This is a genomic window from Paenibacillus ferrarius (genome assembly GCF_002027705.1).
GTDB classification, from domain to species: Bacteria; Bacillota; Bacilli; order Paenibacillales; family NBRC-103111; genus Paenibacillus_E; species Paenibacillus_E ferrarius.
This window is the reverse complement of sequence record NZ_MBTG01000019.1, coordinates 1-26,406: the sequence shown is the minus strand read 5'-3', so window position 1 is coordinate 26,406 and position 26,406 is coordinate 1. Positions and strand designations below refer to the sequence as shown.

Genomic DNA, 26,406 nt, shown 5'->3' with positions numbered 1-26,406 from the left:
ATGGAACACCAAATCTGCAATACTACAAATATAGCTATACATGATCCTATTACAAATTTTTTTATCATTTCGTGTCCTAGCTTTCCAATTATTTGATATAATACTTTTGTATTTCAACCATTCGAGAGGGGTACGACATTATGGCAACTATTCAATTAAATCCAAAATTGCATGAACTAGTCCACATGATGAAGAAAGTGGAATTACAGAGTATCGATAAGCTAAGTATTAATGAATTATCTGCTAGTGAATCTGCTGCTGTAAAAAAAAGCTTTACAGATGTAAGAACAAGCCAATTAGTCGGTGTTCAAAGTTCTTGGACATAATACTAGTCTTATTCTACCAAATAAAAAAGGATTGTATAACTAGCCACTGGCTAATTATACAGTCCTTTTTTACACATTAAAGTGGATACAACGATTATATTGATTAAATAAGACACGTTCATCTGCCTTTTACATTCAATTCCTAATGCCGCTGCCCCTTCAACCTCTCAATCTCCTGCTCAGACAAACCCGTCATTCTACTAATCAGAGAAACCTGGATGCCTTCACCCAGCATATTCCTTGCCACTTCGAATTTACCCTCAGCTCTACCTTCCGCTTTACCTTCAGCTTTACCTTCTTCCCTTGCCCCATAAAGCATCGAAGCCTCATCATGCAAAGCCTTCTGCCTCATCTCATACAGCCTTCTTGCCTCTTCATTCTGGCTCAAAAACTCCAAGGTATCCATTGCTTTACGAAGTTGCGGTTCATTCATAGCCAGCACCTTCCACTTTTCCTTCTCGGTTCCTTTCAGAAACAGCAGCCATTTCACCAAACCTTCTTCAAGGCTCACAGCGTTTTCCTTCAACTTAGGCAATTCAATGAAATGGAGCTCTATATCATCGATCAACGGCAGTTGAGTGACAATCTCCCTAAGCTGAAAAATACTATGGTAAGGTGTATCCGGCAAAAATGAGTAGTTTAGAATATTAATCGTTATACATTTATTCAGCTCTTTATACTTTTGTCCCTCACTTAACTGTGCTTCGTACAATTTGGACCATAAATATAAGCTTCGTTTTTCAATATCGTATTTATTAAACAACTGCATTTCTATACAATTCACTCCTGAATGCAAAAGTTAGCATTATACAAGCTCATTCCATCCATTTGCAAACTAACGCAAAAATATTTACACACTTTGCATGATCATGCAAAATATTTGCATTCAACCCTTTCATATTTGTGATGCCACCAAAGCGAGTTAACATTATGATAATTAGTATAAATATGGAAATTTTTTTACATCTATGGTTGAGCAGAGAGGAGTTCTGGGTATGAAAGATAAAACATTGAGCCGTTGGAGTACCTACGATCCCTTTTACATCGAACTAGCTGACAAGAAAATTGTGGATATCGTCATCACTCATCATGCGCATAGCCGCTGGTGCAGTCGTATTGGAAACGAAAATACCAAGCTTGAAGAAATCTGCTCTTTCTTATGGGATAAGCTCAAGAACGGCAACATCGCATCTTACTATCGAAATGAAGAAGAAGTCTATGTGATTGATGATGATCTGCTTATGGTTGTGCAATTTACGGTAGATGAAACGGAATCGGATCTTATAGGCAACCCTTTACATAAAATGATCGTGATTACGTTTCTTGGACGAATGTCGGAGACAATGGAATTGCGTGATTTAAAAACGTACTACTCTTGGTTGCGGCATTCCCGAAGAATGACGCTGCTTAAAAATAGCAGAAAACGAAAATAATGCAGGAAATGTATGAGGACCATGATGAAATCGCTTAGCAGTCAAAGGCTGATAGATGCCTATTTCAGCTCTATTGATTTAAAATTAGAGAAGGAATTCATACAACTCCTTCTTATCGAAATCAAAAAAAGGAACATCAACATAGACAAGCTGCCCCCCTGTACCCTCAGAGAGGGGGAACGTGAATAAAGACGCTGCTTCCGTATAAGCGAAAAATTTCTTTTTCTCGCTCACACGTCACAGCGTCTTTATGTATTAAGCCGTTCCGAAGCTAACGCCTAGCTCTCGAAGCCGTTTGCGATATGCGATGCTCAAACGGTCCGTGTTCAGATGCAGCTCCGCTTGCAGATCCAGAGGCAGCAGCTCAGGCTTTTGATTCTCGACCATAACCCGATCTTGCTCGATGAGCAGATCTTGAAATTTGACGAAAATCTCATCCGACTCCTCGTAAGCATAATTCCTCTGCTTCAGCATGAAGGCTTTGCTCATCTGCTCCGTCACCGGCAGCACCATCAGGAACAACCGGAAGATGTGATCCGTACCATGATCTCTTTTGGTAAAAGCGACACAGAGCGGACCGAATACTTCGTATACGTATCGGCTATGTACGCCGCGCCCCGTGCCATCGGGATCAGGTTGATACACGACGATTTCATCCGAGGTGAGCACACCATTTTCCTCATTAACTTGATAATCCCCTATTTCAGCAAACTCGCTATCGCCCAGCAAGCCCTCATGCACGAACATGAGATGGGATACATCAAGGAAATTCTCGATAATGCGCGGCCCTGCTGCTTGCAAGGTGTATGGCCCCATGAGCACTTCCTTGAAACCATCAGGAATGAAACTGCTCACCTTCGGCAACGGACTTTGCGGAAGCCCCAGACATACCCAGATGAATCCGTGAGCTTCCACACAGCCATACACGAATGCCCTAGCTTTCGTCGGAATCGCTCGGTCCGCAGGTAAAGACGGAATTCGCGTACATGTACCGCAGCCATTGTAAGACCAACCGTGATATGCACATACGAGCTCATCATCCTTCACTTTGCCCAACGAAAGCGGTACGCCCCGGTGAATGCATAGATCTTTGAACGCGTGAACGCCTTGCGAGGTGCGGAAAACGGCTGCTTTTTCACCTAATACCGTGACAGGAACCGGCTCATCCCCAAGTGCTGACGACAACAAAACGGGATGCCACTCACTAAGCAATGCTGTATCTTGTATCGTCATCGCCCTTTCCCCTTTTTCACTTATTTCGGAATGACACCCTTAATCCCCTTAACAAACCACGTTGTGCCTAAAATCTCTTCGTCTGTCATCTTTTTGCCTTGCTCATAGCGGACTTTCCCGTCTTGATCAATAAGCGGACCTTGGAACACCTCAAAGGTTCCTGCCAAAATGTCTTGCTTTTTCTTCTCCACGAGCACTTTGACATCAGCCGGCACATTCTTACCTAGAGGCGCAATGTCTGTAATTCCATCTTTCATACTTCCAAAATAGGCCTCTGACTTCCATGTGCCGTCCATGATGCTTTTCACCGTTTTCACATAATAAGGTCCCCAGTTCCATTTCGGATTCGAAATGTAGGTCTCTGGCGCAAATCTGTTCATATCGGAGTCATTGCCGATTCCCCAAACTTTACGTTCCGCAGCCGCTTGAATGCTGGCAGGTGAATCCTGATAAGCCGCCAATACATCCACGCCTTTGTCGAGCAAAGAAATCGCTGCTTGTTTCTCTGTTGCTGGATCAAACCACGTGTTGCTCCAAACAACGGATACATCGATATCCGGATTCACGCTTTGAGCGCCAAGTGTGAAAGCATTAATTGTGTAAATAACTTCGGGAATCGGGAATGCACCGACATAGCCCAGGTGATTGTTTTTGGTCATTTTGCCGGCTGCCATGCCTACGAGGTAGGCACTTTGGTATTCGCGCCCCATGTAAGTTCCCAAATTAGGGGACGTTTTGTAGCCTGTTGCATGTAAAAATTTCACATTGGGATGTTTAGAAGCTACATTAACCATAGCATCCATGTAACCAAAAGAGGTGCCGAATACAATCTCGTTCTTCTGAGCCAGCTCCTCAAATACCCGCTCTGCGTCTGGGCCTTCCGGGATATTTTCAACTGTTGTGGCTTTAATACCCAGCTCTTTCTCTAGCATGATACGCCCCTGATCGTGTTCATACGTCCAACCGCCATCACCGGGAACACCGATATAGACAAAGGCGACTCTGGGCAATTTTTTATCAGCTTGCGGAGTTGCGGTTGTTGCTTGTGTTGCAGCAGGTGAGCTTCCCGGTGTTGTTGCCACACTCGTATCCGTCGATTTTGCAGAGCAAGCTGTCATGATCATAAGGAAGATTGCAGTTAGAACAAGCGTCAGTTTTTTTGGCATAATGGCTTCTACCCCTCTCTTTTTATCGACAACCCACATCTTTCTACAGCTCTGAAAATACCTTCATAACCCGTGCATCGGCATATATTCCCGCACAATGCTTGTTCTGCCTCTGCCCTGTTCGGCGCAGGATTCTTCTCCCATAAGGCTGTGAGCGTAACGACCATCCCTGCGGTGCAATAACCGCACTGCAACCCTCCCTCCTCCAGCATCGCTTGTTGGATTGGATGTAGACCCTCTCCTTCGGATATCCCCTCGATGGTTGTGATCTTCTTGCCAGCCGCTTGATAGGCCATGAGCAGACAGGAGTTCACTGGCTTGCCATCCAGCAGTACCATACAGGCGCCGCAGCGTCCAATTTCACATGACACCTTGGTCCCTGTTAAAAGGAGGTCATCGCGCAAAATATCAGACATCCGTTTGGCTGCGGGTACAGGTAGCGCTACTGGTTTGCCGTTTATGGAACACTCCAACACATAAGTTGTATTAATCAATGGCCTCCACCCTTTCTAACCAATCGATGGACTGCACGATGTCTTCTGGTGATATGGGCAATCGATTCACCCAAATGCCGGTCGCTTGCCGAACCGCTGCGGTAATCGCCGGAGCCAACCCAACGGAGCCGATTTCTCCAACTCCCCTTGGTCCGAAGGTATCCCCTTCGGGTAAATCTTCTATAGCTTCTACCCGAATAATCGGTGGACTATCCTTAACCGTTGGAACCAAATACGTATCCAAATTGTGCCGCACATACATGCTTTCTTTCATAATGGCATCCTCAGTCAACGTAAAACCAAGGGCCATGCCGCTGCCGCCTTCGATCTGTCCGAGGAACCCCATCGGGTTAATGACAGGCCCCGCTGCGATGACGTGATCGGTCTGCATGACCTTCACTCGCCCGGTCAGCAGGTTCACTTCCACCTCAACGATTACCGCTGCGTAGGTGTACAAATAATGAGCCCCGACCAGCCCTTCGGGCGTCGTCGGGTAGTCGAATTCCGTATGCGCAAGAATCGGCTTAGCTGCTGCCTCGGCAGCCTTCGCCAACTGCGCATACGTCACCACCGGCAAGCCTGATTCATCGCCCTTGCGATGAATCCCACCTGCGCCGGTGGCCAGCTCTGCGGCTGCGATGCCCGCCAGTACAGACGCCTGCTGAAGCAGCGTCTGCACGAGCGGCGGCTTCAGCCGCTGCAGGGCGCGCCACATCATCGTGGTGGCGCGTGAGGCCGTGCTGGACCCGCTGCTCGGCGCGCGGTCCGTATCCCCGATGACGATGCTAATGTCATCGACGGCGCAGCCGAAGCTGTCCTGCAGCATCAACGTCAGTGCTGCGTAAAGCCCTTGCCCGAACTCCTCGAAGCCGAAGGAGGCCTGGATCTTGCCCTCCGGCGTGAGTTCGAGCCGGCCGCCGGAGTGATCCGGGATGCCGAGGCCGAGCCCGGCGCCGTGCATGACCATGGCGGCGCCGATTCCCCGGCGGATCCATGGGTCTTGGGTTTCGTCTTGCGTTTCGTCTTGCGTTTCGTCTTGCGTTTCGTCTTGGGTTTCGTCTTGGGTTTCGTCTTGGGTTTCGCCTTGACCCTCGCCCGCTCCGCCTTGCTTCATTGCGTTCTCTCGCTTCGCCCAGAGCGGCGACTCCATCACCTTACTCCATACTTGGCTGGCACCCTCAGTCTGCACAATCTGCTGCCCCATCGGACCTGGGTCACCCGGAGCGCGCAAGTTCAGCTTGCGCAGCTCCCAAGCGTCCATGCCAAGCTTCTCGGCCAATCGCTCGATTTGGCTTTCCACGGCAAAAATCACCTGATTGCCGCCAAACCCCCGAAACTCGCCGGATACGCCGTTATTGGTGTACACACTTGTACCTTGTACATCAACATGCTGAATATTATAGGGTCCGATTGCATGCTCCGTAGCAAAATTCAAAACCTCACGCCCCAAAGTCGCATAAGCCCCTGTATCCGCCAAAATGCTAACTTGATGGGCTATCAAATAACCCGCTTCATCGACTCCCGTCTTCATCTTAATCCGCATAGGATGACGCTTGATTCCGGCAATAACAGATTCACGGCGCGAGTTATGCATCTTGACTGGAGAACCTGTCGTCAACGCCAACAAAGCACCAAAAGGCTGCACATTCAGCTCATCCTTCCCCCCAAAAGAACCGCCAATCGGGCTGGAAATTACCCGAATGCGCTCCTCCTCCATGGCGAGAATTCGGGACAGCTGCATCCGATCCTTGTAGCCATGCTGCGTTGGTGAGTATACCGTCAGCCGCCCATCCGTCTCTGGAATAAACAAGCCACCCTCTGTTTCCATATAAGTGTGCATTTGTCGAGGCGTAAAGTACGTCTCTTCTACGATGTAGGCACATCCTGCAAATGCCGCCTCTGCCTCTCCCTGCTGAAGGCTTGTGCGATGCAGCAGGTTCCCTTCCGGATGCAGCTTTAAGACACCTTCATCTAGTGCCGTTTCTGGATTATCTACCGCAGGCAAGGGTTCATACATAACTTCAATCAGGCTCAGCGCATGCTCAGCGATTTCTTCTGTATCCGCAGCTACGGCAGCTAAAGCATCTCCAATGTAACGAACATGGTCGTGACAGAACACAGGCTGATGGGGGAAAGCAATGCCAAACAAATTCAGGCCTGGCACATCCTTGGCAGTCACAACAGCACGTACACCCGGCGTTTGTTTGGCCTTGCTTGTATCTATAGAAAGAATCCAGGCATGGGGGTAGCGACTTCTCAACACCTTTCCATACAGCATGCCGGGTACTGTCAAATCCGTTAAATAACGCAGCTTGCCCGTTACCTTCTCCTCGCCGTCAGGCCGGATAATCCACCTTTTCGCATACGTTTCACGATTTAGGAGCATCCGCCCCGCCCCCTCTTCGCCAAATTTTATAGCATTCGGAAACGATGAGATTAGCTGCAGTTTGTTTCCGATAAGCGACGCCTGCATAATCATCAGCTACGGCATTGAAGCCCTCCGATATACCTTTGTGCAGGGATTGCAGCAGTTGCTTAGATAAGGGCTGACCGATTGTTATAGCCTCCAGCTCGTTAAATCTCGCAGGCACAGCACTCCCTCCACCCGCAGCTATCGCGATGCCTTGAATGGTTCGATCCGGCGCTAATCTCAACCTCCCGGCAACAGTGACTACAGAGGGCGTGAACGTTTCTCTTCGTCCCACTTTCAAATAAAACTCAAATGTATGTTCTTCACCTGTGTGTTCAATCGTTGGTACCGTGATTCCCGTCATCACTTCAAAAGAAGACTGCACAGGCCCCTCTAGCCATTTCTGTAGAGACACGCCTTGCTCGGTATGACCATCAGAACATATCACCAACGCATCCAGCACGAGCAGTGCCGGAATCAAATCACCTGTGCGCGTCACGACATTTCCGCCAATAGAGGCTAAGTTCCGCACAGAAGGGGCTGCAATCTCAGCACAAGCCTGCACCAAAAGCCGACATCTCGCTCTCATTAACTCGTTATCCATTAAATCAGCCAAATGAAGCAAAGGCCCTATATGAATGAGCCCTCCGGCATCAATTGCTAAGCCAGAAAGAGCTTGAATGCGTTCAAGACTAATTAAATGCTGCGGGAGCGGCGAAACGCCATTTTCCCAACGCGTACGGAGCCAAGTACCACCTGAGACCAGCACCGCGTCATCTCCCCATTGATGCTTAAGATGCACAGCCTCTTCCACGCTCGTTGGCTGCCATACCAAAGGCTGCTGCTCTGGCAGCTGATACAAGGGAACTGACATGAACACACCTCCTTCGCGTTTTGCGGATCGTTGGTTATTGGACGTTGGCAGCGAAGCACAGCTTGCTTGCAACTTATTCTCATTCAGCTCACCTGAGTGGAGAGCGATTAGGAAGCCTAAACTTGCAACAACCCCCACCAAACAGGTAGCGAAAGGGAACTACAATCCCTTATTTGTAACAAAAGTGGTCTAATAACCACATTAGCGGAACTACGGTACGCTATTTGTTTAAATATGAGCTTCAGATAGGGCAAACCACCGAAATAGCGTACCCTAGTTCCCTCTGAGCATAGAAACAGGCATTATTGGAGCAAATAGCGTACCCTAGTTCCCTTTCGATATCCTATTGTGGCACTCACAAGCATTTCACTCGACACCACCTAATCACTCACCCAGATTACCCCAAAATATTACTCTCAAATACCCTAACCTTCACCTCCAGCTCTCCCAAGCATTAATCCCGAAATCCCCAACTCTTCCCCTCAGCTACTCCGAAAACTCCCGCATCTCCAGCCCCTCCGAGCACCACGCTCAGTATCCCCCGCTCCTCCAAACTCAGAAATCATTATCCCAAGTAAAACCGCTCTAATCCCATCACGCTTCAATCACATGTATCCTCTTCCGCAAGAAATCGACTTATAAATTAGATCTACTATAAACAATCCAAGAAAACAACGTCAACTAACTTAACGTCATCTTGTATATTCGTATAAAAAATAGCGCATTATTAGTAATAATGCACTCAATACCATTTTTATGTTACTTAAGTTAACATATATTTGCGACTGTAGATTTTTCTCGCCTCTTGATATCGTTCTTCCGTGTCGATGTCCATGAATCTCAAGCTATCTTCCTCTTCAACGATTTGCCCACGATATAGTGGCAGCTGAAACAAGGTTCTAGCCCCAGCGTCCCCTTCCAAGGAGACAGCAGCAGGCCACATTCTGCGTCCCAGAATAACGGGCGGCTTGGGCACCCCTTTATCCCCGCTGGCGACAAAATCATAATCTGCCTCGCTGCCAAAGGTATCAATGAGCCGAGTCAGCATCTCTCCTTCGATGAAGGGCTGGTCCGCCAGCATGACCATGATACCCTCTACATTCGTTTGTCCGGCAGCTTGAATACCGGATTTCAGCGAGTGGGCCATACCCAATTCGGCTTCGGCACAAACTGCAAACCGGCATCGCCCCGATTCCACATAGGTAAGAACTTCTTCAGATAACCATTCCAACAGGTCATCCTTACGAACAACCACTACAACACTGTGCAGCTGCGATTGCAGCGCATGCAGCAAGGCAATGCTGCCAAGTTGTATGCCTTTTGCCATCTCCAGAGACTGCTTGGCAGTCCCCATCCGCCTGCTGCTGCCTGCTGCCAAATACACGCCAACGATCTTTCTCGCGTTGTTCACCACAAGCGGCTCCGGCTCTCTCGCTCTATAGAGGGGGCTCTATCAACGCCACGCTTAATGCTTATCAGCTCAGCTACAATGCTGACCGCATTCTCAACGGGTCCTTCCGAGCCAATAGGCAGGCCTACTGGGTAACGCACCCATTCAGGCCGCTCTATACCGCCAAGCAGCTTCTCTGTGCGTTCACGCGATCCCATTATTCCGAGATAACGCAAGCTGAACTTCATGGCCTCTTTGACGAAGAGAGCATCTTTCTCGAACTGGTGGCTCATCACGACGATATAGTCTTGTGCGTTCAGCTTCAGCTGCATGACCAACTGCTCCGGAAAAGCAACTTCGATCTCTGCTCCAGGGAACCGTGCTTCGGTGCAATAAGCTTCCCGCCAATCCGCGACTACGACACGAAATCCGCTGCTCACCGCCATCTGCACAAGGGGCATAGCATCTGCATTGGCCCCAAATACAATAACTCGCGGCTTTGGTTTAAATAAGCTAATATGCGAAGATAATGAGGATTGCCGATCCGAAACATGATCTTCCAACAGACACGCTGCAGTAGGATATGGCTGCTGAAATTGTTCATACCCATGAAGAGAATATGCAATTCCTGAATACCCTTCAGTTATTTCTCGCACCAGCTGCACAGACTCTCCGCGGTCCAAGAAAGCTTTTACCGCCAACAAGCTAACCAGCATTTCCCCGCTGACAGGCTCAAGCAAAATGCGAATCAACCCGCCGCAGCCGATGGTTTCACCCCAGCCGAAATCGTCAGCCGGCCTCATGTCGTATTCCACCATTTGCGATTTTTGAGATTCCCATACGGCAGGTACGTAGGCGAAGAGATCGGCTTCCAAACAGCCGGGAGAAATACTACCGACCATGCTCCCATCTGCCATAAGCAGCATTATAGCCCCTTGTTTGCGATAAGCATGACCTTCCACATGAATAACCGATGCCAATACACGCGCCTGACAATTACTCTGCACTGCTTGCAGAATATCATAGGCCTCCATCACTCATCGCTCCTCGCTATATGGAACTCTGGTTTACCAACCGATCGCTAAGCCGTCGCCTCGCGGATCAGCAGCCCCGCTCATAAAACCTTTGTCATCTATGACAATTCCCTGCGCTTGCCCCATAATACCATCCCACGGATTCACCGGTTCGACACGATGCCCCCACTTTTTCAACCGTGTATAGACGTCGCCATCCAGCCGATGCTCCAGCTTCAGCGCATCCCCATCCTCTCCCCATGTACGGCCATATACCCAGCGGGGTAGCGCAATCGCTTCCTGAATAGATAAGCCATAATCCAGAACCCCGGTCAGAATAGACAGCTGCGTCTGCGGCTGGCCTTCTCCCCCTTGAGTTCCATACAGCATATAGGGTTTTCCGTCTTTGCTGACCATTGCAGGCATTAAGGTATGAAAGGACCTTTTGCCAGGCTCCAAGGCATTCGCGCAAGCCGCATCCAGTGAGAAGAAAGATCCCCGATTTTGCATAATAATCCCAGTATCTCCTGGCACATAGGCGGCACCGAAATCAAAATACAAACTTTGAATAAAGGAAACGGAATTGCCTTCCTCATCCACCACTGCGGCATACGCCGTATCCTGTCCAATGGCCGGTGACAAGTGTTCGCTCACCTTAAGCGGTTCAGCTTGAATGTCGTTCCACAGCTCTTTGGCGTACGTTTTTGAAAGCAAACGATCCAGCGGGATTTCCCGGAAATGCGGGTCTGTTAAGTACAGATCGCGGTCTTTGAACGTTTTTTTTATTACTTCCGACACCACATGATAAAAGTTTGCTGACGCTCTAGGAATCTGGCTAATCTCTATATTCTCCAGCATATTCATCATCATCAGTGCTGTGAATCCTTGTGAGTTCGGCGGCATTTGATAGATATCGTACCCGCGATAGGTGGTCGTGAGCAGCTCAACCCACTCTCCTGTATACTGTTGAAAATCTTCTTCCCGCAGCAGTCCGCCGTCTTGGTGAATACTTTTTACGACAGACTGCATGACGGCCCCCTTGTAAAAAGCATCTCTGCCTTCTCGCTGAATCTGGCGCAGCGTCTGGGCTAGTTCCTTCTGAATAAGCCGGTCCCCTTCCTTCAAAAGCACGCCATCCGCCATAAACAGGCTGCTTAACGGCTCAGATGCACGGATGAATGATTCATCCTTCCGCATCCAGTAGAGCAGATTACGCGAAATCGGGAATCCTTTATCCGCATATGCGATCGCTGGCTCCAGCAGCTTCTCCCATGACAGTTTTCCGTACTTTTCCCATACCTGCCACCATGTATCAACCATGCCTGGCACCGTGATCGCACTGAGAATGCCTCTTTGGGGAATTGCCTGCAATCCTTTCGCTTTATAAAAATCAGGTGTCGCCAGCGCAGCTGACTTCCCGCTTCCATTGAATCCGATATATGCGCCAGCAGCCGCATCGTGCATGAGGAAGAACGCATCTCCGCCCAGCCCCGTCATATGCGGGTAAACAACGCCAAGTGTCGCGCTTATGGCAATAGCAGCATCAAAAGCATTGCCACCCTGCTGTAGAATTGCGCTGCCCACACTGCTTGCCAAATAATGAGGTGTAGCAATCATCGCTCGCTCCGCACGTGGCATGATGTTTAACATGGACGTTCCTCCTCTTTGCGGGCATATACGGTTAATGCGGCTTGCAAAGCTTTACCGCTTGAAATGGCTGCGTCGTGCCATAGGAGCACTGCTTCCAAGGCACCCAGTACATGAAGCACATTTTTCTGATTACAGCTAAAGCCCATGGTACCTATACGCCAGATTTGGCCTTTCAACGGTCCGAAAGAGCTTGCGATTTCGATTCCAAAGCTGTTGAGCAGCATAGCGCGGACGGATTCTCCATCAATGCCATTCGGAATACGGATGCAGGTAACGACTGGCAGCTTGCAATCCGGATTGCCGTATAACGTTAGGCCCATCGCCTCCAAGCCTGCAACTAAGGCAGCCTCATGATGCTTGTGACGATCATAACGCTGCTCTAAACCCTCTTGCAGAACCAGACGCAAGCCTTCGCGCAAAGCATACAGCATCGAAGTCGACTCCGTATGATGATTGAGGCGTTTCGGACTCCAATAGTCCTGCAGCTGGCCAAGGTCGAAATAATTGCTCGCAACCGGCTTGCCGTCAGCAACCGCTGAGCCTTTTTCACGCAGTCCGCGTTCAATCGTTTTGCGCTTCAACACCTTGGCTTCGACTCGCTCATTATAGGTAATGGGAGACATACCGGAAGGAACGGATAAACATTTCTGCGTTCCCCCAATTACGGCATCCAGCTGCCAGTCATCCGTCTGCAGCGAGACACCGCCAATCGTGGCAACAGCATCTACGACCAGCAGCGCATCTATTTCCCGACAGGCCGCCCCAATCCCATCCAAAGGTTGAATGCAGCCTGTAGAGGTTTCGCCGTGCACAATCGCAACAATACTCGGCTTCTCACGGTGTATGGCAGCAATGATTTCCTCTGGCCCGAAGACGGTGCCCCACTCCCTCTCCAGGATGACCACTTCAGCGCCACAGCGTTCAGCGATCTCGACAAGCAAGTTGCCGAAGCGTCCGTAGATCGGAACAAGCACCTTGTCCCCTGGCTCAATCACACTGACCAGCACTGCTTCAATCCCTGACCGGGAGGTGCCATCTATCGGGAAAGACCATTGATTCTTCGTTTGAAAAACATCCCTCAGCATTTCCATCGTCTCATTCATCAGCTCTGTGAACTCCGGATCAAACTGACCAAGAATAGGGTAGGACATCGCGCGCAAGACACGCGGATCGACCTCAACAGGGCCTGGGGTCATAATCGTTCGCAGCGAGGGCGATAAGTCTTTATAGGATTTCATCAGCTTTACCCCCATACCCATATTGGTATAACACATGAACCAGTGTTTGAAACCCAACCACCAGCTCCTCCGGTTCCGTGAACTCATCAGGACTGTGGCTTATGCCACCGCGACTTGGCACGAAAATCATCGCGGACGGACAGATGGGCCCGAATAATTGCGCATCATGTCCTGCTCCGCTTGGCAGCTTCATGCTCTGAAATCCATAAGCTGTACAGGCAGTTTCAATTTCTGCCGATATGCCTTCGTGCATCGCCACGGGCGAAGCATGTAAATTTTCCACCGTTTCTATAGTAAGCTCTCTTCGTCTTGCGATTTCATTGAGCTTTGTTAGCAATTTTGTACAAAACAGATCCATTTTCAACTCATCGGTATGTCGAATATCCAGCGTAAACTCAACTTCGCCTGGTACAACATTGGAAGTTCCACGCTTCACATGGAGCCTGCCAACAGTCGCTACGAGCGGCTCCCCTTCTTCGAGCGCCATTTGCTCTGTGACAACGACCATTTCAGAAGCACCTGCAAGCGCATCCTTCCGCATTGTCATCGGTGTCGTACCGGCATGATTCGAATTGCCTTTAACAACTACGGTTAACCGAATTTGCCCGACAATGGCGGTTACTATGCCAATCTGCTTCTTTTTATAGCCAAGGACAGAGCCTTGTTCAATATGAATTTCGATGTAAGCTCCGATATCCTCGCGTTTGGCGGGATGATCGCCCAAATTAGCGGTTTGAAATCCCGCTTCACGCATCGCTTCAGATAAGGTGATGCCCTCGGGATCGGCAACGTCAATACTGCCAGCCAAAGACCTTACCCCAGTTACATGTCCGGACCCCCAATAAGCGAGCGGGAACCGACTTCCTTCTTCTTCACAAAATGATACGACTTCTAGGCTCCTTTTGGGCACCCCATATACCGCCTTCAAATACCCGAGCGCCATCATGGAGGCAACGACACCGTAGGCGCCATCGTATTTGCCTCCGTTTTTCACGGTGTCGACATGAGAACCTGTCAGCACCGGCCTCAGCGTATAACGGTTTCCTTGTAATTTGCCATAAACATTGCCCACCGCATCAAAGCTGGCTTCAAGCCCCAACTCCTGCATCTTGGCCAGAAGAGCCTGCTGCGCTTGCAGCCATGGCTCCGTGTACAACAGCCGAGTCACGCCACCATCCGGCGCAGCACCGTAGGTAGCGAGCCAATCCAGCACTTCCAGCATGTGCTGGGCATATTGGAACAATACCTCGCGTGAGTTCGATAACCTTTCAGCCACGCGACTCACCTCCCGCAGCAGCGTGGCGCAGCCAGGCTCCCTCCGTCTCACCCATCACACCTTCATGCAGCCCATACACCTGGGTGCCCCGTAGAAAAGTCGCCTTCACACGGCAGCCAAAGGTTTTGCCCACATACGGACTATGCTTATGCCGATATAAAAGATCACTGGCTTGAAGCGAATAGTTTAGCTTCATATCCACAAGAGCCAAATCCGCATCCGCTCCTAGGGCAATTTCACCCTTGTGCGGATACAGCCCAAAGCGTTTGGCCGGCTCGGTAGACAACATCTTGGCGAGCAGCGGCAGCGGCACATCCCTGCGGAGATGGCCTTCGTCCAGCATCAGCTCGAGCGAGCTTTGCGCCCCGGAAATGCCTCCCCACGCCTCGAAAAAATCCCCTTGCTTCATTGAACTCGGGCATGGTGAATGATCCGAGGCGAGCATATCCAGCTTTCCGCCAATCAACGCTTCCCATAGCCGATCTTGATCCTCGGCTGTGCGAAGCGGCGGCGCACACTTGGCTGCTGGACCTAGGCGATCTAGATCAGCGCTCGTCAGAACCAAATAATGCGGACACGTTTCCACCGTGACATCCAGCCCTCGGGCTTTCGCTTCTTCGATCACCTGCACGGCTTCCGCGCTGCTAATGTGCACGAAATGCAGCTTGCAGCCGGTTTGTTCCGCATAATAGAGCGCTCGGTTGACCGCTTCCAGCTCGGCGGCTATCGGCCTAGTCGCAACGAAATCGAGCGGCTCCCGCTTGCCCTCCAGCTGCGCTTGAGCTGCCAGCTTGGATACGATCTCCTCGCTTTCTGCATGCAGGGCAAGCACTAGCCCTAAGCGAGCGATTTCCTTCATTCCTTCCAAGAGGGTCAGGTCGTCCACTTCAGCAAAAATATCTTCCCCTTCGCCACCAGGACAAGACATGAACGCTTTGAAGCCAATCACGCCAGCTTCCGCTAACTCCTGCAAATTCCCGACATTTCCGGGAACAAGCCCACCCCATAGCGCGTAATCCACCGTAGAGCTGCCCTCAGCAGCTTCCAGCTTTCGCTCCAATGCTTCGAATCGCACGGTTGGAGGCACACCGTTGAGCGGCATGTCGATATACGTCGTGCAGCCTCCTGCCGCAAGCGAAACAGAACCCGTAGCAAACCCCTCCCAATGCCCTAGCCCAGGCTCATTAAAGTGGACATGGGCATCGACGACGCCAGGCATAATCAGCAGATTGTCCGCGTCATATACAGGCGTTTGCTCCGAGTACACGAGGTTTCCACCCAGCGCAGCAATTTTACCGTTTCGAATACCGATATCCAGCTGGCTTACATCATCGATCAAGACTACGGTACCTTTGCGAATCACGAGATCAAATTGATCCTCCATGCCGAACCCTCCCTCGGAGCCATTTCTAGCCTAACATTAGCTCCCCCGATAGGTGTTGTACCCCCAGGGAGCGACTAACAACGGCACATGATAATGCACATCAGCTGCCGATATTCCGAATCGGACCGGCACTTCATCCAAAAAGGCAGGCTCCGCAAGCGCGATACCTATCCCTCTAAAATAATCACCAACATGAAAAACAAGCTCATAAATCCCGGGCCGGAAATCTTCCCCGCTTACCATCGGTCCCTCAAGTCGGCCATCGCTATTCGTTACGCCCGAGCTTATCTTCTCTGACTTTCCGTCTTGAAGGCGGTATAACGCGATGTATACTTCACTAGCGGGTCTACCGCTGCTAATATCCAAGACATGCGTTGTTATTCCTTTGCTCATAGCCCCTCCAGATCGTGCTTTGTCATCGAAAACCCTTGGAAGCCATATGGCGGTCTAGGTTCCGTAAACACCTTGCCCTCGCCTGCGGAGGCTTGCTCCAAGATCGTTTCCCACGTACGATTGTTCGACTCGAAGCGAATTTCTTTCAATTGCGGAAAGCGAATTAGCGAACGTTGTCCGATCCGATAAATGAGGTTTTGGATAGAGGGAGAATGCTGTTCATGGAATACGGTATGGGCAATATCCCGAATTTGCTCAGCAGCCACATAATGGCCGAGATCAGAATCCAAGGCATCCTCCACTTCTTCGTAACTCCACGACATATCCAGGAAAATAAACAGCGGACGATCATATGACTCCGGCAGCGTTGTATACTCATCCCGCACGAAGCCCGCGAAAGAGCTTCCTTTTACCTTAATCAGCTTCAGGTCTGCTATACCGCCCGAATGCTCAGCGATGACAATGCCTTCCTCGGTCCGAATTGTTTCAACCAATGCTGTAGGATGTTCATTCTGGGAGTAACGGTAGACAAGCTCGCTATTCACTAAACCTTTGGCCCCAGGCACTGACAGTACATCGAAGGACACTTGATCTGCTGTCATTTTCACACCTGTCATCTGCGGGTACGTCTCTAGAAGCTTGCGCCCGGCATACGCCAGAAAACCCTCCGCTGTAGCGCCTTCATATTCCCCGGCCTTGCGCAGAATGAAGTTCTTCATTGAGTCTGTCGCTACGACCATCGTATTATCGCCTTCCGTAAACGAAGTGAAGAACTTCTCACCGCTGACAGCTACCTTGATATTCATCCCGAACAATACGTTATCTCTACCTGTGAAGCCTGATTCTGGTATGACGGTTAAATGAGTCAGCGGCTTTGCATAAGACCGATATACCCACACGTCACCTTTGCCGTAATACATGATTCTCTCTGATCCGCTCGTTTGTTTCATCGTCGTTTCCTCCGCTTCCCTCATCCATATGGCTTCTAGGCGAAACCGCCCAATTTTACAAACCTCCTGCAAGGCTTTGCCCATTTCTTCCTTCACACCACGCTGTAACCTCACCCGTATCGCTTCGCGAATGGTATCTTTGGTCTGTCCCTTGACCGCCATGATAAAAGGAAACCGGAAAGCCTCCGTATACTGCTTGTTATACTTAAGAAACAACTCATATTCTTCCGCTGATAGCTGGTCTAGACCGGCACTGGACTGCTCCTGAACAGAATGGTCCGTCATCTTCACTCGCGTTCCCAGATCTGGATGCGCCCGCAGAAGCGCTAATTGCTCATCGGGATTCGCTCGCCAAACCTCACGTTCGAACGCGCTGATCAGATCCTGTTCCGTTGCAAAAGGCTGCGAACGCCAAGCCCGCTCTGCAACCCATGAGGAATGCTCATAAAGAGGTCCGAAGGCATGGGTGAAATCTTCCTGATTCATCGCGTTCACTTGATGCAGCATTAATTTCATGACATCTTCACCTCTTTGTCTAAGTTAGCTCCAGCCATTCTTGATCAAGATTTGTTTCATTGTAAGTGCGTCTTTCCTATGGGTCAATTTATATGATAGAAGTTTGTAAACTTTCATAACATGAGCAACTTTTTTTGTAAAATAATAAAAAGCCGCCGGGAATATGAAACCTTCCCAGCGGCTTTTGCCTTATTTCAAAACACTTTTCAAAACATCATCAATTATTTTACTGTTAGCAATTGCTCCGCTGTACAACCAGCTATGAGACTTGTCGAATTCGTAGACATGCCCATTCTTCACGGCAGGAATGCTTTTCCATACTGGATCGTTCAGCAGCTGCTCTCCTTCGCCCTTGCCGCGAATCAAGAAAATATGATCGGCATCCAATTGAGCTAAAGCCTCCATGGAGATGGCTCGCCAGTTGGCCGTACCTGTGCTGGAAATTTGTTTAACCACATTCGGTACCTTGAAGCCAATGTCCTGATACAACACTGCACCGCTCGATAAGCTTTCACTCACAACGTAAACCGCCTTCGCCGTTACCCACAAGGCAGCAGCCGATTGCGAGCCATTCGCCTTCTCCAGCTTCTCTTTGGCTTCTTTGGCTTTCGCATCGTACACATTCAGAGCCTGCTGAGCTTCCTTCGATTTATCAAAAACCTCGCCAATCTTTAGCAGCGCCTGACGCCAGTTATTGTTGATCTCATCCCCCAATACAAAGGTTGGGGCGATTTTGGAATACTGCGCATACTTTTCACCAGATACTGCACTCGTTCCTCCGATAATCAGAAGATCCGGATTGAAACCCGTAACCGCTTCGAACGGAAGTTCGGATGGCAGCGTCGGAATGCCGTTCAAACTGTCCTTCAAGTACTCCTGAATGCCGTTGGCAACAGCCCATTGGGCGACAGGCTTGATGCCAAGTGTGATCAAATGATCTTCGAGGTAAGAACCGATGATGCGCTGCGGGTTTGCTGGAATTGTCACCTTATTGCCGAGTCCGTCAGTCATCGTCTTTGCCGCTTTAGGAGCAGCAGCCGAAGCCGCTGGCGAGCTGGCTCTTGGAGAGGTAGACGTCTGGGCGGCGGTATCCCCTGCCTTATTGCTTCCACAAGCTGATATGATTAATGTCATACTTATTAAACTGACTAGTATTCCTGCAAACTTCTTGCCTTTTCTCTGTTTCACGACAATCTTCCCCTCTGACAATCGAATGTATGAATAAGTATGCGAAACTGGACTAACAACTTTTATAATGATAACAATTATCATTATCAACGTCAATCGAATGCTTACAATGAAGCAAATACAAAAAAGGCCAAGCAGTGTACGATACCTGCTCGCCCTTTAGGACTACAATTCATGCTCACTCATTCCCACTCCCTCCCTATAGGTTAGGCAATGGGTTTATTAAAATCTTTGCTCCCGAATATAAGGGACACCAAGCGCTTCCGGCGCACCTGATGGCTTATTGCGATTGCGCCAGCCTAGGAACATCAGGACCAGAATGGTCACAATGTATGGTATCATTTTCAAGAAATAAGAAGGAATATGACTGCCAATCAATTGCACACGGAAGCCGAGAGTATCGAGCACGCCGAAAAAATAAGCGCACGCTAAAGCGCGAATCGGGTTCCATCTAGCAAAAATGATGAGTGCCACCGCGATCCAGCCGCGCCCCGAGGTCATGCCTTCATTCCATGTCGGTGTGTAGACGAGCAGCAGATCCGCTCCGCCAATCCCAATCAGCATCGACCCGATAACTAGACAAGCGTAGCGAACAGCAACGACCGGAATCCCCATAACATCTGCCGTTGCGGGATTGTCCCCTACCGCTCTCAGATGAAGGCCCCATGAGGTCCGGTGGATAAACACATGCATCGCTAGGACTAGCACGAAGCTAAACCATGTGAATAGATCCAAATGCGCAAAAATCTTGCCGAGAAACGGTACATTTTCCAGCCAAGGCAAATCAAGCTTCGGAACGGCTCCAACCAGCGGCTGCCCGCTCACAGGTTTTCCTAGATACGCACTCAGTCCTGCACCGAATATCGTCATCGCTAGACCGCAAACGACCTGATTGGCATGCAGGGTTACACATAGAAAGCCATGAAGCAATCCCAGCATACCACTCACGGCTAATACGCAGAGCAAGGTTAACGCCAAGCTTCCAGTATGAATGAAAACTAAACAAGCAATCACAGCGCCCATCAACATCAAGCCTTCAGCGCCTAACTGTGTGATTCCGGATCTTTCGATAAGAATCCCGCCCAATACCGCTAGCAGCAGCGGAGTACCGGAAGAAATTGCGGATATCAGTATTTGCGTTAGCATCTCCATTGCTCCTCATCCCCCATTCAGCATCATTGTGACTCAAGTTTCTCAGCGGTTGCTGCGAATACGGAATTTCCCTGCCATATTGCCGGCAATCAGGAAGAACAGGATAGCCCCTTGAATCATGGAGGAGGTGGAGGAGGGAAGTCCGATCGTTTGCACACTGTACCCGCCTACGATTAGCCCCCCGAAGAGTACTGACGACACAACCAGTCCCAGTGGATTCAGCTTTGCCAGCCAAGCCACGATAATCGCAGTATAGCCATATCCCGGAGAAATCCCGTACATGAGCCGATGCGCCACTCCCGACACTTCACCCATTCCAGCCAGACTCGCCAAGCCCCCGCTAATCATCATGACAACAAGGACGTGTCTGGAAATACGAATGCCCGCATTCCGCGCAGCTTCCGCATTAGCTCCTATCAAACGAAGTTCATATCCCCACCGCGTATATCGAATCATAAAAGCATAAATCAGCAGGGCAACGACTGCAAAAATAATGCCCAGATGGAGTCTCGAAGTCCCCCAAGTGGGTAACGTTTGTGCTGCAGTGAACATTGGCGATCCTGGGAAGTTGAAGCCTTTGGGATCTTTCCATGGGCCAAACACGGCATAATTAAGAGCCAGCATCGCCACATAATTTAGCATAAGAGAGGTAATAAGCTCATTTACTTGAAAATAGTTCCTAGGTATGGCTGTCAGCAATCCCCAGAAGCCTCCGGCAACTATACTTGCTGCCACCATAGCTGGAATGGATACATACATCGGCAAATGTGGAAAATAGACCGTAATCGCTGTAGCCGCCATAGCACCGGCGAGAAACTGCCCCTCCGCCCCGATGTTCCACACCGAAATCCGATAAGCGATCGAGACCCCCAAACCGCATAAAAGAAGCGGAATCGCCTTCACCAACGTCTCGGTAAGACCAAAGGAGGAGCCGAATGCCCCATTCAGCATTTTGCTATAGACCGCAATTGGTTTCATGCCATTAAGCGATATAAATATGCCGCAGGCGATAAGCGCCAATCCGATGGATACAATCGTTACCCACCATGGGCTGTCGCGACCGGCCGGATCAATCTCGAACCGATAGGGTAAACGGAAGCTCGCTTCTCGTTTAGCACCTTTATTTTCCATAGGAAGTGTGCCTGCCGCTTGTTGTTCGCTCACCCTGCATCCTCCTCAGATCCCGCCATTAATAGGCCAATAGCTGCGCGATTCGCGCCTTCACGTGGAATATCGCCCACAATACGCCCGTTATACAACACGATGATCCGGTCAGCCAGCTGCAGCACCTCATCCAGATCCTCCGAAATCAGCAGAACAGATCGTCCCTTCCTGCGCAAACCCTCCAGCACATCATGGACACCTGCAGTTGCCCCGACGTCAAGACCTTGCGTTGGGTGAACGGCTATCATGAGTTAGGATCTTGATCAATCTCTCTGGCTAGAAGCAGCTTCTGCTGATTGCCCCCTGACATAAACTGAACGGGTGCATCCAACCCTGATGTCCGCACATCATAACGCTTAACCAGATTCTGCGACCAAGTGCGATTACTCCCCGTGCGAAGCATACCAAAGCGTGATCGCTCCTTGGAACGGTAGGTTTTGAACAGTAAGTTATCAACCGTGCCAAGGCTTCCTGCGAGGCCGCTCTTCATCCGATTCTCCGGCACATGGGCAATCCCCAGCTCAATAGCGGCGCGTACGGACCCGTTGCGCAGCTCATGTCCGTCGAAACGAACATTGCCTTGCTTCCAAGTGCGCAGCCCTGTAAGCACCTCGGCCAGCTCTTTTTGCCCATTACCAGAAACGCCGGCTACACCAACAATCTCTCCCTCGCTCACATGAAAATCAAGCCCATCCAGCACCTTGCGTCCATGCTCCGCATACACGTCCAACCCCTTCACTACAAGCATGGGGCTGCCATGTATCTTCTCTCTTACTGCCGTGCGACTTTCGAAGTTCTCTTGTCCGACCATGAGCTGCGCTAAATCGCGTTCACTCGTCTCCGTTTTCGCCATCGCAGCAATCATCTTTCCTTTGCGCATGACCGAAATCCGATCCGAAGCGAACATGACTTCCTTTAATTTGTGCGTCGTCATAATAACGGTCTTGCCTTCTTTTTTCATCCTGTTTAAGGTTTCGAATAATTGCTCAACCTCACCTGGTGTTAACACCGAGGTTGGCTCATCCAAAATAATCAAATTCGCACCGCGGTACAACGTCTTCACAATTTCTACGCGCTGCTGCTCGCCCACGGATAGCTGCCAAATCGGCCGATCTACGGGGAACGGCAGCCCAAAATGCTTCGAGATCGCTGCAATCTCCTCAGATTTCTTCGCGAGCCAGCCCGGCCCCCTCCAGAACGAGGAGCTCTCTCCAAGTACAATATTTTCTGTGGCCGTTAAGGTCTGAACGAGTCGGAAATTTTGAAACACCATGCCGACACCATGCTTCATCGCATCCTTCGGCGATCGAATACGCACCTTCTCGCCGTGAATGCGAATCTCTCCGCTTGTAGGCCGGTATACCCCTGAGAGCATGCACATCATCGTACTTTTGCCGGCGCCATTCTCCCCAAGCAGCGCATGAATCTCTCCTGCTTTTGCTCGAAAATCAACATGATCGTTCGCCGTCACAGATCCAAACTGTTTGACGATCTGAACCATTTCCACGGAATACCCAGCCGTTGTCTGCATGTGTGCCCTCCTTCTCCATCCTAAAAGACCCTTATATACTCAAAACAGCATCTCCCTCCTCAGGGCTATGCTGTTGCTGCAAACAACTCTATACATCTTTGAAGCCTCGTTTGTTCCTATTTTTTTCACTATACGGTTAGGCGATTTGTACGTCAATTAACATCACATCACTTTTGGTGATTACACGAAAAATACGTCATCCTTTGTGCCTGCACCCAAAGCTCATGTGCCTATATGTTGCAATCGCGTTGCTCACCTAGCAATGGTACTGGTGATATCGCTAGCGCCTTCTCTGGCACTCCATGTTTCTCCGTTCGTGGTTTCCACCGAGCACGGTGCTCGGATCGGCACCGAAAGCCTGCAAAAGTGCAGGCTTTTCCAACGAAATCGCTTGAAAGGGGGGAATGCCTGCGATTATGCAGGAATTTCGACACTTTTTATCCAAAAATTAAGAAAAAGCTTCAAAAGCATGCAGAAATGCAGGAATTCCTATCCATCTGGTTATTTCATAAATAAAAGGATGCATTTTTGCAGGTTCTTGGAATGCTGCAGCCACTCGTTTCGCTAGTGTTACAAAAAAAGGACTGCCACAAGTAGTCTCACTACTTGTAGACAGTCCTTCCGGTATTTTACGAAAGAAATACACCACCATACACAAAGCCCGCAACAATCACAAAAGCAGGATGCACCTTCCGTTTTTGTATGAGATAAAAAGCCACCGCAGCTATGCCGAAAAACTGCAAGTACCCGATCGTTTTCGTCGACTCCACAAGGCTGCTCCATGTAACCAGCACCATCATAATCGCGATAACGGGTTGAACGAGCAAAGTCATGCCTTTAATGGCTGGAGACTTCTTATATTTCTGGAGGATATTCAGCAGGATTATAAGTGCTATTATCGAGGGAACAACGGTTGCTCCAACGGCTATCACAACTCCGACCCATCCACCAATCTGAAACCCGACATATGCGGCGATCTTCGTCGCGATAGGGCCAGGCAGCGCATTGCCTAAAGCTAACATATTGGAGAACTCACTGCTCGTCATCCAAGCATGATGCGGAACGATCTCTTGATACATCAGTGGGATCGACGAAGGTCCACCCCCGTAACCGAACACATTAGCCAGGAAAAAACTAACCAATAACTGCCACCAATCCATCATACGCCCTCACCTTTGCCAAGCGGCTTCTTGCCTTTGTTCCACTTGTCCTTTACTTTATGATGGAACGCGCCATAGAATAGGAAAAGAAAAATGACAATGGCCGGATGCACAGAAAAGGTTTGCAGCAATAAGAAAGAGATCACAAAAAAAGTAATGCCTGCCGCCCATCCTAAGCCTTTGATCGCCTTTTCGCCAAACTCGTACGCCATCACGCCCAGCATGACCGCTACAATCGGAACTACAGCCGCTATCATGCCTTTAATCACTTGTGAAGTGCTAAAGAAATTAATAAAGGAATACAAACCCACCATCGCCACGCAAGTTGGAACAATATGCGCCAGCACACCAACCGCCGCACCACCTGCTCCTTTAAGACGATATCCCAGATACCCCGCCAGCTTCGTAGCAATCGGCCCAGGTAAAGTGTTAGCGATCGCCAGCACTTCCATGAACTCTTCATCCTTCATCCACTGAAAACGCGTAACCGCCTCATACCGAATTAACGGCACGATCGAAGGCCCGCCACCATACCCCAGGATCCCCGTCCGAAACATCGCTAAACCAATCTGCACATATGCATTTGCCAAACTTCTCACTCCTATCTCTACAAGCCACCCTGCTCGTCTATGTACACACAAGATTATACGGAAAGAAACTAAGCCTTATTGTAAACTAAATTCGCCTACACTTTATGAATCTACCCTCAACTTTGTAAAAATGACAAAGATTCCTCACCTTATTGGCACTTGGCTGAAATCGCAGCATTGGTACGCTACAGCTCAAGGTTCCCTTAAATAAACAAAAAACCTTACGAGGATTTCTCCTTGTAAGGTTTTATTTCTGCTTGGCAACGTTCTACTCTCCCAGAACCCTGCGGTTCAAGTACCATCGACGCTGGAGGGCTTAACGGTCGTGTTCGAGATGGGAACGCGTGGGTCCCCTCCGCCATCATCACCAAACAGTCAAAGCGTGGTTTGCGCCTTGAAAACTAGATACGAAACGTGCGTAAAGTTAGATGTTCTTAGGATTTCTGGGCCCCAATCAAGTATTCGGAATCAGCTGCAAAGCTTATCTTCACTTGGTTGGGTACTTAGGTTAAGCCCTCGACCGATTAGTATTCGTCAGCTGCATACGTTGCCGCACTTCCACCTCGAACCTATCAACCTCGTCGTCTACAAGGGGTCTTACATACTGGGAAATCTCATCTTGAGGGGGGCTTCGCGCTTAGATGCTTTCAGCGCTTATCCCCTCCGTACATAGCTACCCAGCTATGCCTCTGGCGAGACAACTGGTACACCAGCGGTACGTCCATCCCGGTCCTCTCGTACTAAGGACAGCTCCTCTCAAATTTCCTACGCCCGCGACAGATAGGGACCGAACTGTCTCACGACGTTCTGAACCCAGCTCGCGTACCGCTTTAATGGGCGAACAGCCCAACCCTTGGGACCTACTTCAGCCCCAGGATGCGATGAGCCGACATCGAGGTGCCAAACCTCCCCGTCGATGTGGACTCTTGGGGGAGATAAGCCTGTTATCCCCAGGGTAGCTTTTATCCGTTGAGCGATGGCCCTTCCATTCGGTACCACCGGATCACTAAGTCCGACTTTCGTCCCTGCTCGACTTGTAGGTCTCGCAGTCAAGCTCCCTTATGCCTTTGCACTCTGCGAATGATTTCCAACCATTCTGAGGGAACCTTTAAACGCCTCCGTTACATTTTAGGAGGCGACCGCCCCAGTCAAACTGCCCACCTGACACTGTCCCCATACCGGATCACGGTACCAGGTTAGAACTCCGATACGATCAGGGTGGTATCCCAACGTCGCCTCCACCCAAGCTGGCGCTCAGGCTTCAAAGGCTCCCACCTATCCTGTACAGATCGTACCAAAGTCCAATATCAAGCTGCAGTAAAGCTCCATGGGGTCTTTCCGTCTTGTCGCGGGTAACCTGCATCTTCACAGGTATTAAAATTTCACCGGATCTCTCGTTGAGACAGCGCCCAAGTCGTTACGCCATTCGTGCGGGTCAGAATTTACCTGACAAGGAATTTCGCTACCTTAGGACCGTTATAGTTACGGCCGCCGTTTACTGGGGCTTCAATTCATAGCTTCGGGTTGCCCCTAACCACTCCTCTTAACCTTCCAGCACCGGGCAGGCGTCAGCCCGTATACTTCGCCTTGCGGCTTCGCACAGACCTGTGTTTTTGCTAAACAGTCGCTTGGGCCTTTTCACTGCGGCCCCCTCGGGCTATTCACCCTACCGAGGCACCCCTTCTCCCGAAGTTACGGGGTCATTTTGCCGAGTTCCTTAACGAGAGTTCTTCCGCGCGCCTTAGAATTCTCTTCTCACCCACCTGTGTCGGTTTGCGGTACGGGCACCTTCGCCTGGCTAGAAGCTTTTCTTGGCAGTGTGAAATCATGACCTACGGTACTTAAAGTTTCCCTCCCCATCACAGCCCAGCCTTA

The 26,406-nt window shown here is 49.9% G+C and carries 23 protein-coding genes, 2 rRNA genes and 1 pseudogene; 3 read left to right on the top strand and 23 right to left on the bottom strand.

Annotation, left to right across the window (positions count from 1 at the left end):
• The first annotated feature begins 140 nt into the window (after positions 1-140).
• Positions 141-326: a hypothetical protein gene (locus BC351_RS20550; protein WP_079414598.1), complete on the top strand. Its 186-nt coding sequence runs from the start codon at positions 141-143 to the stop codon at positions 324-326.
• 142 nt (positions 327-468) lie between these two features.
• Here BC351_RS20550 and BC351_RS20545 read toward each other — a convergent pair.
• Positions 469-1,101 (bottom strand): annotated as a pseudogene (locus BC351_RS20545) (Rpn family recombination-promoting nuclease/putative transposase); the annotation flags it as partial.
• A 220-nt stretch (positions 1,102-1,321) separates the two neighbouring features.
• Between BC351_RS20545 and BC351_RS20540 the strand changes: the two are divergent.
• Positions 1,322-1,759, top strand: coding sequence for a hypothetical protein (locus BC351_RS20540; RefSeq protein ID WP_079414596.1), 438 nt, complete (start codon positions 1,322-1,324; stop codon positions 1,757-1,759).
• A 12-nt stretch (positions 1,760-1,771) separates the two neighbouring features.
• Complete coding sequence (gene sda / locus BC351_RS43945; protein WP_338042423.1) at positions 1,772-1,948, top strand: sporulation histidine kinase inhibitor Sda; 177 nt, start codon at positions 1,772-1,774, stop codon at positions 1,946-1,948.
• A 66-nt stretch (positions 1,949-2,014) separates the two neighbouring features.
• On the opposite strand, the gene BC351_RS20530 is transcribed toward sda, so the two are convergent.
• The 22 genes from BC351_RS20530 to BC351_RS20425 form a co-directional block, all read right to left on the bottom strand.
• Entirely contained in the window at positions 2,015-2,992 is a 978-nt protein-coding gene (locus tag BC351_RS20530) for an aromatic ring-hydroxylating oxygenase subunit alpha (RefSeq protein WP_079414594.1), read from the bottom strand.
• Between the two features lie 20 nt (positions 2,993-3,012).
• A complete protein-coding gene (locus tag BC351_RS20525) occupies positions 3,013-4,158 on the bottom strand; it encodes a BMP family ABC transporter substrate-binding protein (protein ID WP_079414593.1) in 1,146 nt (381 codons plus the stop codon).
• Positions 4,159-4,166: 8 nt separating this feature from the next.
• Entirely contained in the window at positions 4,167-4,652 is a 486-nt protein-coding gene (locus BC351_RS20520; protein WP_079414592.1) for a (2Fe-2S)-binding protein, read from the bottom strand.
• Complete coding sequence (gene pucD, locus BC351_RS20515) at positions 4,645-7,038, bottom strand: xanthine dehydrogenase subunit D (RefSeq protein ID WP_079414591.1); 2,394 nt, start codon at positions 7,036-7,038, stop codon at positions 4,645-4,647. Before pucD ends, BC351_RS20520 begins: the two co-directional genes overlap by 8 nt.
• Positions 7,022-7,936, bottom strand: coding sequence for an FAD binding domain-containing protein (locus tag BC351_RS20510; protein WP_079414590.1), 915 nt, complete (start codon positions 7,934-7,936; stop codon positions 7,022-7,024). The genes pucD and BC351_RS20510 overlap by 17 nt, the downstream gene beginning before the upstream one ends.
• 763 nt (positions 7,937-8,699) lie before the next feature.
• The gene (locus BC351_RS20500) at positions 8,700-9,347 is read right to left on the bottom strand and encodes a nucleotidyltransferase family protein (RefSeq protein ID WP_079414588.1); all 648 of its coding nucleotides are present in this window, start codon (positions 9,345-9,347) and stop codon (positions 8,700-8,702) included.
• Entirely contained in the window at positions 9,344-10,360 is a 1,017-nt protein-coding gene (locus BC351_RS20495) for an XdhC family protein (RefSeq protein ID WP_079414587.1), read from the bottom strand. The genes BC351_RS20500 and BC351_RS20495 overlap by 4 nt, the downstream gene beginning before the upstream one ends.
• Before the next feature lie 33 nt (positions 10,361-10,393).
• On the bottom strand, positions 10,394-11,989 hold the full coding sequence (gene ggt / locus BC351_RS20490; RefSeq protein ID WP_079414586.1) for a gamma-glutamyltransferase: 1,596 nt from the start codon (positions 11,987-11,989) through the stop codon (positions 10,394-10,396).
• The gene (locus tag BC351_RS20485) at positions 11,983-13,227 is read right to left on the bottom strand and encodes a pyridoxal-phosphate-dependent aminotransferase family protein (RefSeq protein ID WP_079414585.1); all 1,245 of its coding nucleotides are present in this window, start codon (positions 13,225-13,227) and stop codon (positions 11,983-11,985) included. The genes ggt and BC351_RS20485 overlap by 7 nt, the downstream gene beginning before the upstream one ends.
• The gene (locus BC351_RS20480) at positions 13,214-14,503 is read right to left on the bottom strand and encodes a M20 family metallo-hydrolase (protein ID WP_244209113.1); all 1,290 of its coding nucleotides are present in this window, start codon (positions 14,501-14,503) and stop codon (positions 13,214-13,216) included. Before BC351_RS20480 ends, BC351_RS20485 begins: the two co-directional genes overlap by 14 nt.
• Positions 14,496-15,887 (bottom strand): allantoinase, encoded by a 1,392-nt coding sequence (locus BC351_RS20475; RefSeq protein ID WP_079414584.1) that lies wholly within the window; start codon positions 15,885-15,887, stop codon positions 14,496-14,498. Before BC351_RS20475 ends, BC351_RS20480 begins: the two co-directional genes overlap by 8 nt.
• Positions 15,888-15,923: 36 nt before the next feature.
• Entirely contained in the window at positions 15,924-16,280 is a 357-nt protein-coding gene (uraH, locus tag BC351_RS20470; protein WP_079414583.1) for a hydroxyisourate hydrolase, read from the bottom strand.
• The gene (gene pucL / locus BC351_RS20465; protein WP_079414582.1) at positions 16,277-17,746 is read right to left on the bottom strand and encodes a factor-independent urate hydroxylase; all 1,470 of its coding nucleotides are present in this window, start codon (positions 17,744-17,746) and stop codon (positions 16,277-16,279) included. Before pucL ends, uraH begins: the two co-directional genes overlap by 4 nt.
• Positions 17,747-17,935: 189 nt before the next feature.
• On the bottom strand, positions 17,936-18,934 hold the full coding sequence (locus BC351_RS20460; protein WP_244209112.1) for an ABC transporter substrate-binding protein: 999 nt from the start codon (positions 18,932-18,934) through the stop codon (positions 17,936-17,938).
• A gap of 222 nt (positions 18,935-19,156) precedes the next feature.
• Positions 19,157-20,086 carry an ABC transporter permease gene (locus tag BC351_RS20455; protein ID WP_079414581.1) on the bottom strand — a complete coding sequence of 310 codons (930 nt, stop codon included), beginning with the start codon at positions 20,084-20,086 and terminating at the stop codon, positions 19,157-19,159.
• 42 nt (positions 20,087-20,128) lie between these two features.
• Positions 20,129-21,217, bottom strand: coding sequence for an ABC transporter permease (locus BC351_RS20450; protein WP_425270935.1), 1,089 nt, complete (start codon positions 21,215-21,217; stop codon positions 20,129-20,131).
• Positions 21,218-21,246: 29 nt separating this feature from the next.
• Positions 21,247-21,498 (bottom strand): hypothetical protein, encoded by a 252-nt coding sequence (locus tag BC351_RS43520; protein ID WP_244209111.1) that lies wholly within the window; start codon positions 21,496-21,498, stop codon positions 21,247-21,249.
• Positions 21,495-22,781, bottom strand: a complete 1,287-nt coding sequence (locus BC351_RS20445) for an ABC transporter ATP-binding protein (protein WP_244209110.1) — start codon at positions 22,779-22,781, stop codon at positions 21,495-21,497. The genes BC351_RS43520 and BC351_RS20445 overlap by 4 nt, the downstream gene beginning before the upstream one ends.
• A 629-nt stretch (positions 22,782-23,410) precedes the next feature.
• Positions 23,411-23,944, bottom strand: coding sequence for a chromate efflux transporter ChrA (gene chrA / locus BC351_RS20440; protein WP_079414579.1), 534 nt, complete (start codon positions 23,942-23,944; stop codon positions 23,411-23,413).
• Positions 23,941-24,531 carry a chromate efflux transporter ChrB gene (gene chrB, locus BC351_RS20435; RefSeq protein ID WP_079414578.1) on the bottom strand — a complete coding sequence of 197 codons (591 nt, stop codon included), beginning with the start codon at positions 24,529-24,531 and terminating at the stop codon, positions 23,941-23,943. The genes chrA and chrB overlap by 4 nt, the downstream gene beginning before the upstream one ends.
• Before the next feature lie 255 nt (positions 24,532-24,786).
• Positions 24,787-24,903, bottom strand: a 5S ribosomal RNA gene (gene rrf, locus BC351_RS20430).
• 132 nt (positions 24,904-25,035) lie between these two features.
• Positions 25,036-26,406: ribosomal RNA gene (locus BC351_RS20425) — 23S ribosomal RNA — on the bottom strand; the annotation flags it as partial.

Bases quoted from the DNA above. Each gene is read 5' to 3' on its own strand.
- BC351_RS20540 (WP_079414596.1), top strand. From the start codon at position 1,322: ATGAAAGATAAAACATTGAGCCGTTGGAGTACCTACGATCCCTTTTAC.
- BC351_RS20475 (WP_079414584.1), bottom strand. From the start codon at position 15,887: ATGGAGGATCAATTTGATCTCGTGATTCGCAAAGGTACCGTAGTCTTG.
- uraH (WP_079414583.1), bottom strand. From the start codon at position 16,280: ATGAGCAAAGGAATAACAACGCATGTCTTGGATATTAGCAGCGGTAGA.
- pucL (WP_079414582.1), bottom strand. From the start codon at position 17,746: ATGAAATTAATGCTGCATCAAGTGAACGCGATGAATCAGGAAGATTTC.
- sda (WP_338042423.1), top strand. From the start codon at position 1,772: ATGAGGACCATGATGAAATCGCTTAGCAGTCAAAGGCTGATAGATGCC.
- BC351_RS20525 (WP_079414593.1), bottom strand. From the start codon at position 4,158: ATGCCAAAAAAACTGACGCTTGTTCTAACTGCAATCTTCCTTATGATC.
- BC351_RS20550 (WP_079414598.1), top strand. From the start codon at position 141: ATGGCAACTATTCAATTAAATCCAAAATTGCATGAACTAGTCCACATG.
- BC351_RS20445 (WP_244209110.1), bottom strand. From the start codon at position 22,781: ATGCAGACAACGGCTGGGTATTCCGTGGAAATGGTTCAGATCGTCAAA.
- chrA (WP_079414579.1), bottom strand. From the start codon at position 23,944: ATGATGGATTGGTGGCAGTTATTGGTTAGTTTTTTCCTGGCTAATGTG.
- pucD (WP_079414591.1), bottom strand. From the start codon at position 7,038: ATGCTCCTAAATCGTGAAACGTATGCGAAAAGGTGGATTATCCGGCCT.
- BC351_RS20455 (WP_079414581.1), bottom strand. From the start codon at position 20,086: ATGGAGATGCTAACGCAAATACTGATATCCGCAATTTCTTCCGGTACT.
- BC351_RS20510 (WP_079414590.1), bottom strand. From the start codon at position 7,936: ATGTCAGTTCCCTTGTATCAGCTGCCAGAGCAGCAGCCTTTGGTATGG.
- BC351_RS43520 (WP_244209111.1), bottom strand. From the start codon at position 21,498: ATGATAGCCGTTCACCCAACGCAAGGTCTTGACGTCGGGGCAACTGCA.
- BC351_RS20485 (WP_079414585.1), bottom strand. From the start codon at position 13,227: ATGAAATCCTATAAAGACTTATCGCCCTCGCTGCGAACGATTATGACC.
- BC351_RS20495 (WP_079414587.1), bottom strand. From the start codon at position 10,360: ATGGAGGCCTATGATATTCTGCAAGCAGTGCAGAGTAATTGTCAGGCG.
- BC351_RS20450 (WP_425270935.1), bottom strand. From the start codon at position 21,217: ATGGAAAATAAAGGTGCTAAACGAGAAGCGAGCTTCCGTTTACCCTAT.
- BC351_RS20530 (WP_079414594.1), bottom strand. From the start codon at position 2,992: ATGACGATACAAGATACAGCATTGCTTAGTGAGTGGCATCCCGTTTTG.
- ggt (WP_079414586.1), bottom strand. From the start codon at position 11,989: ATGTTAAACATCATGCCACGTGCGGAGCGAGCGATGATTGCTACACCT.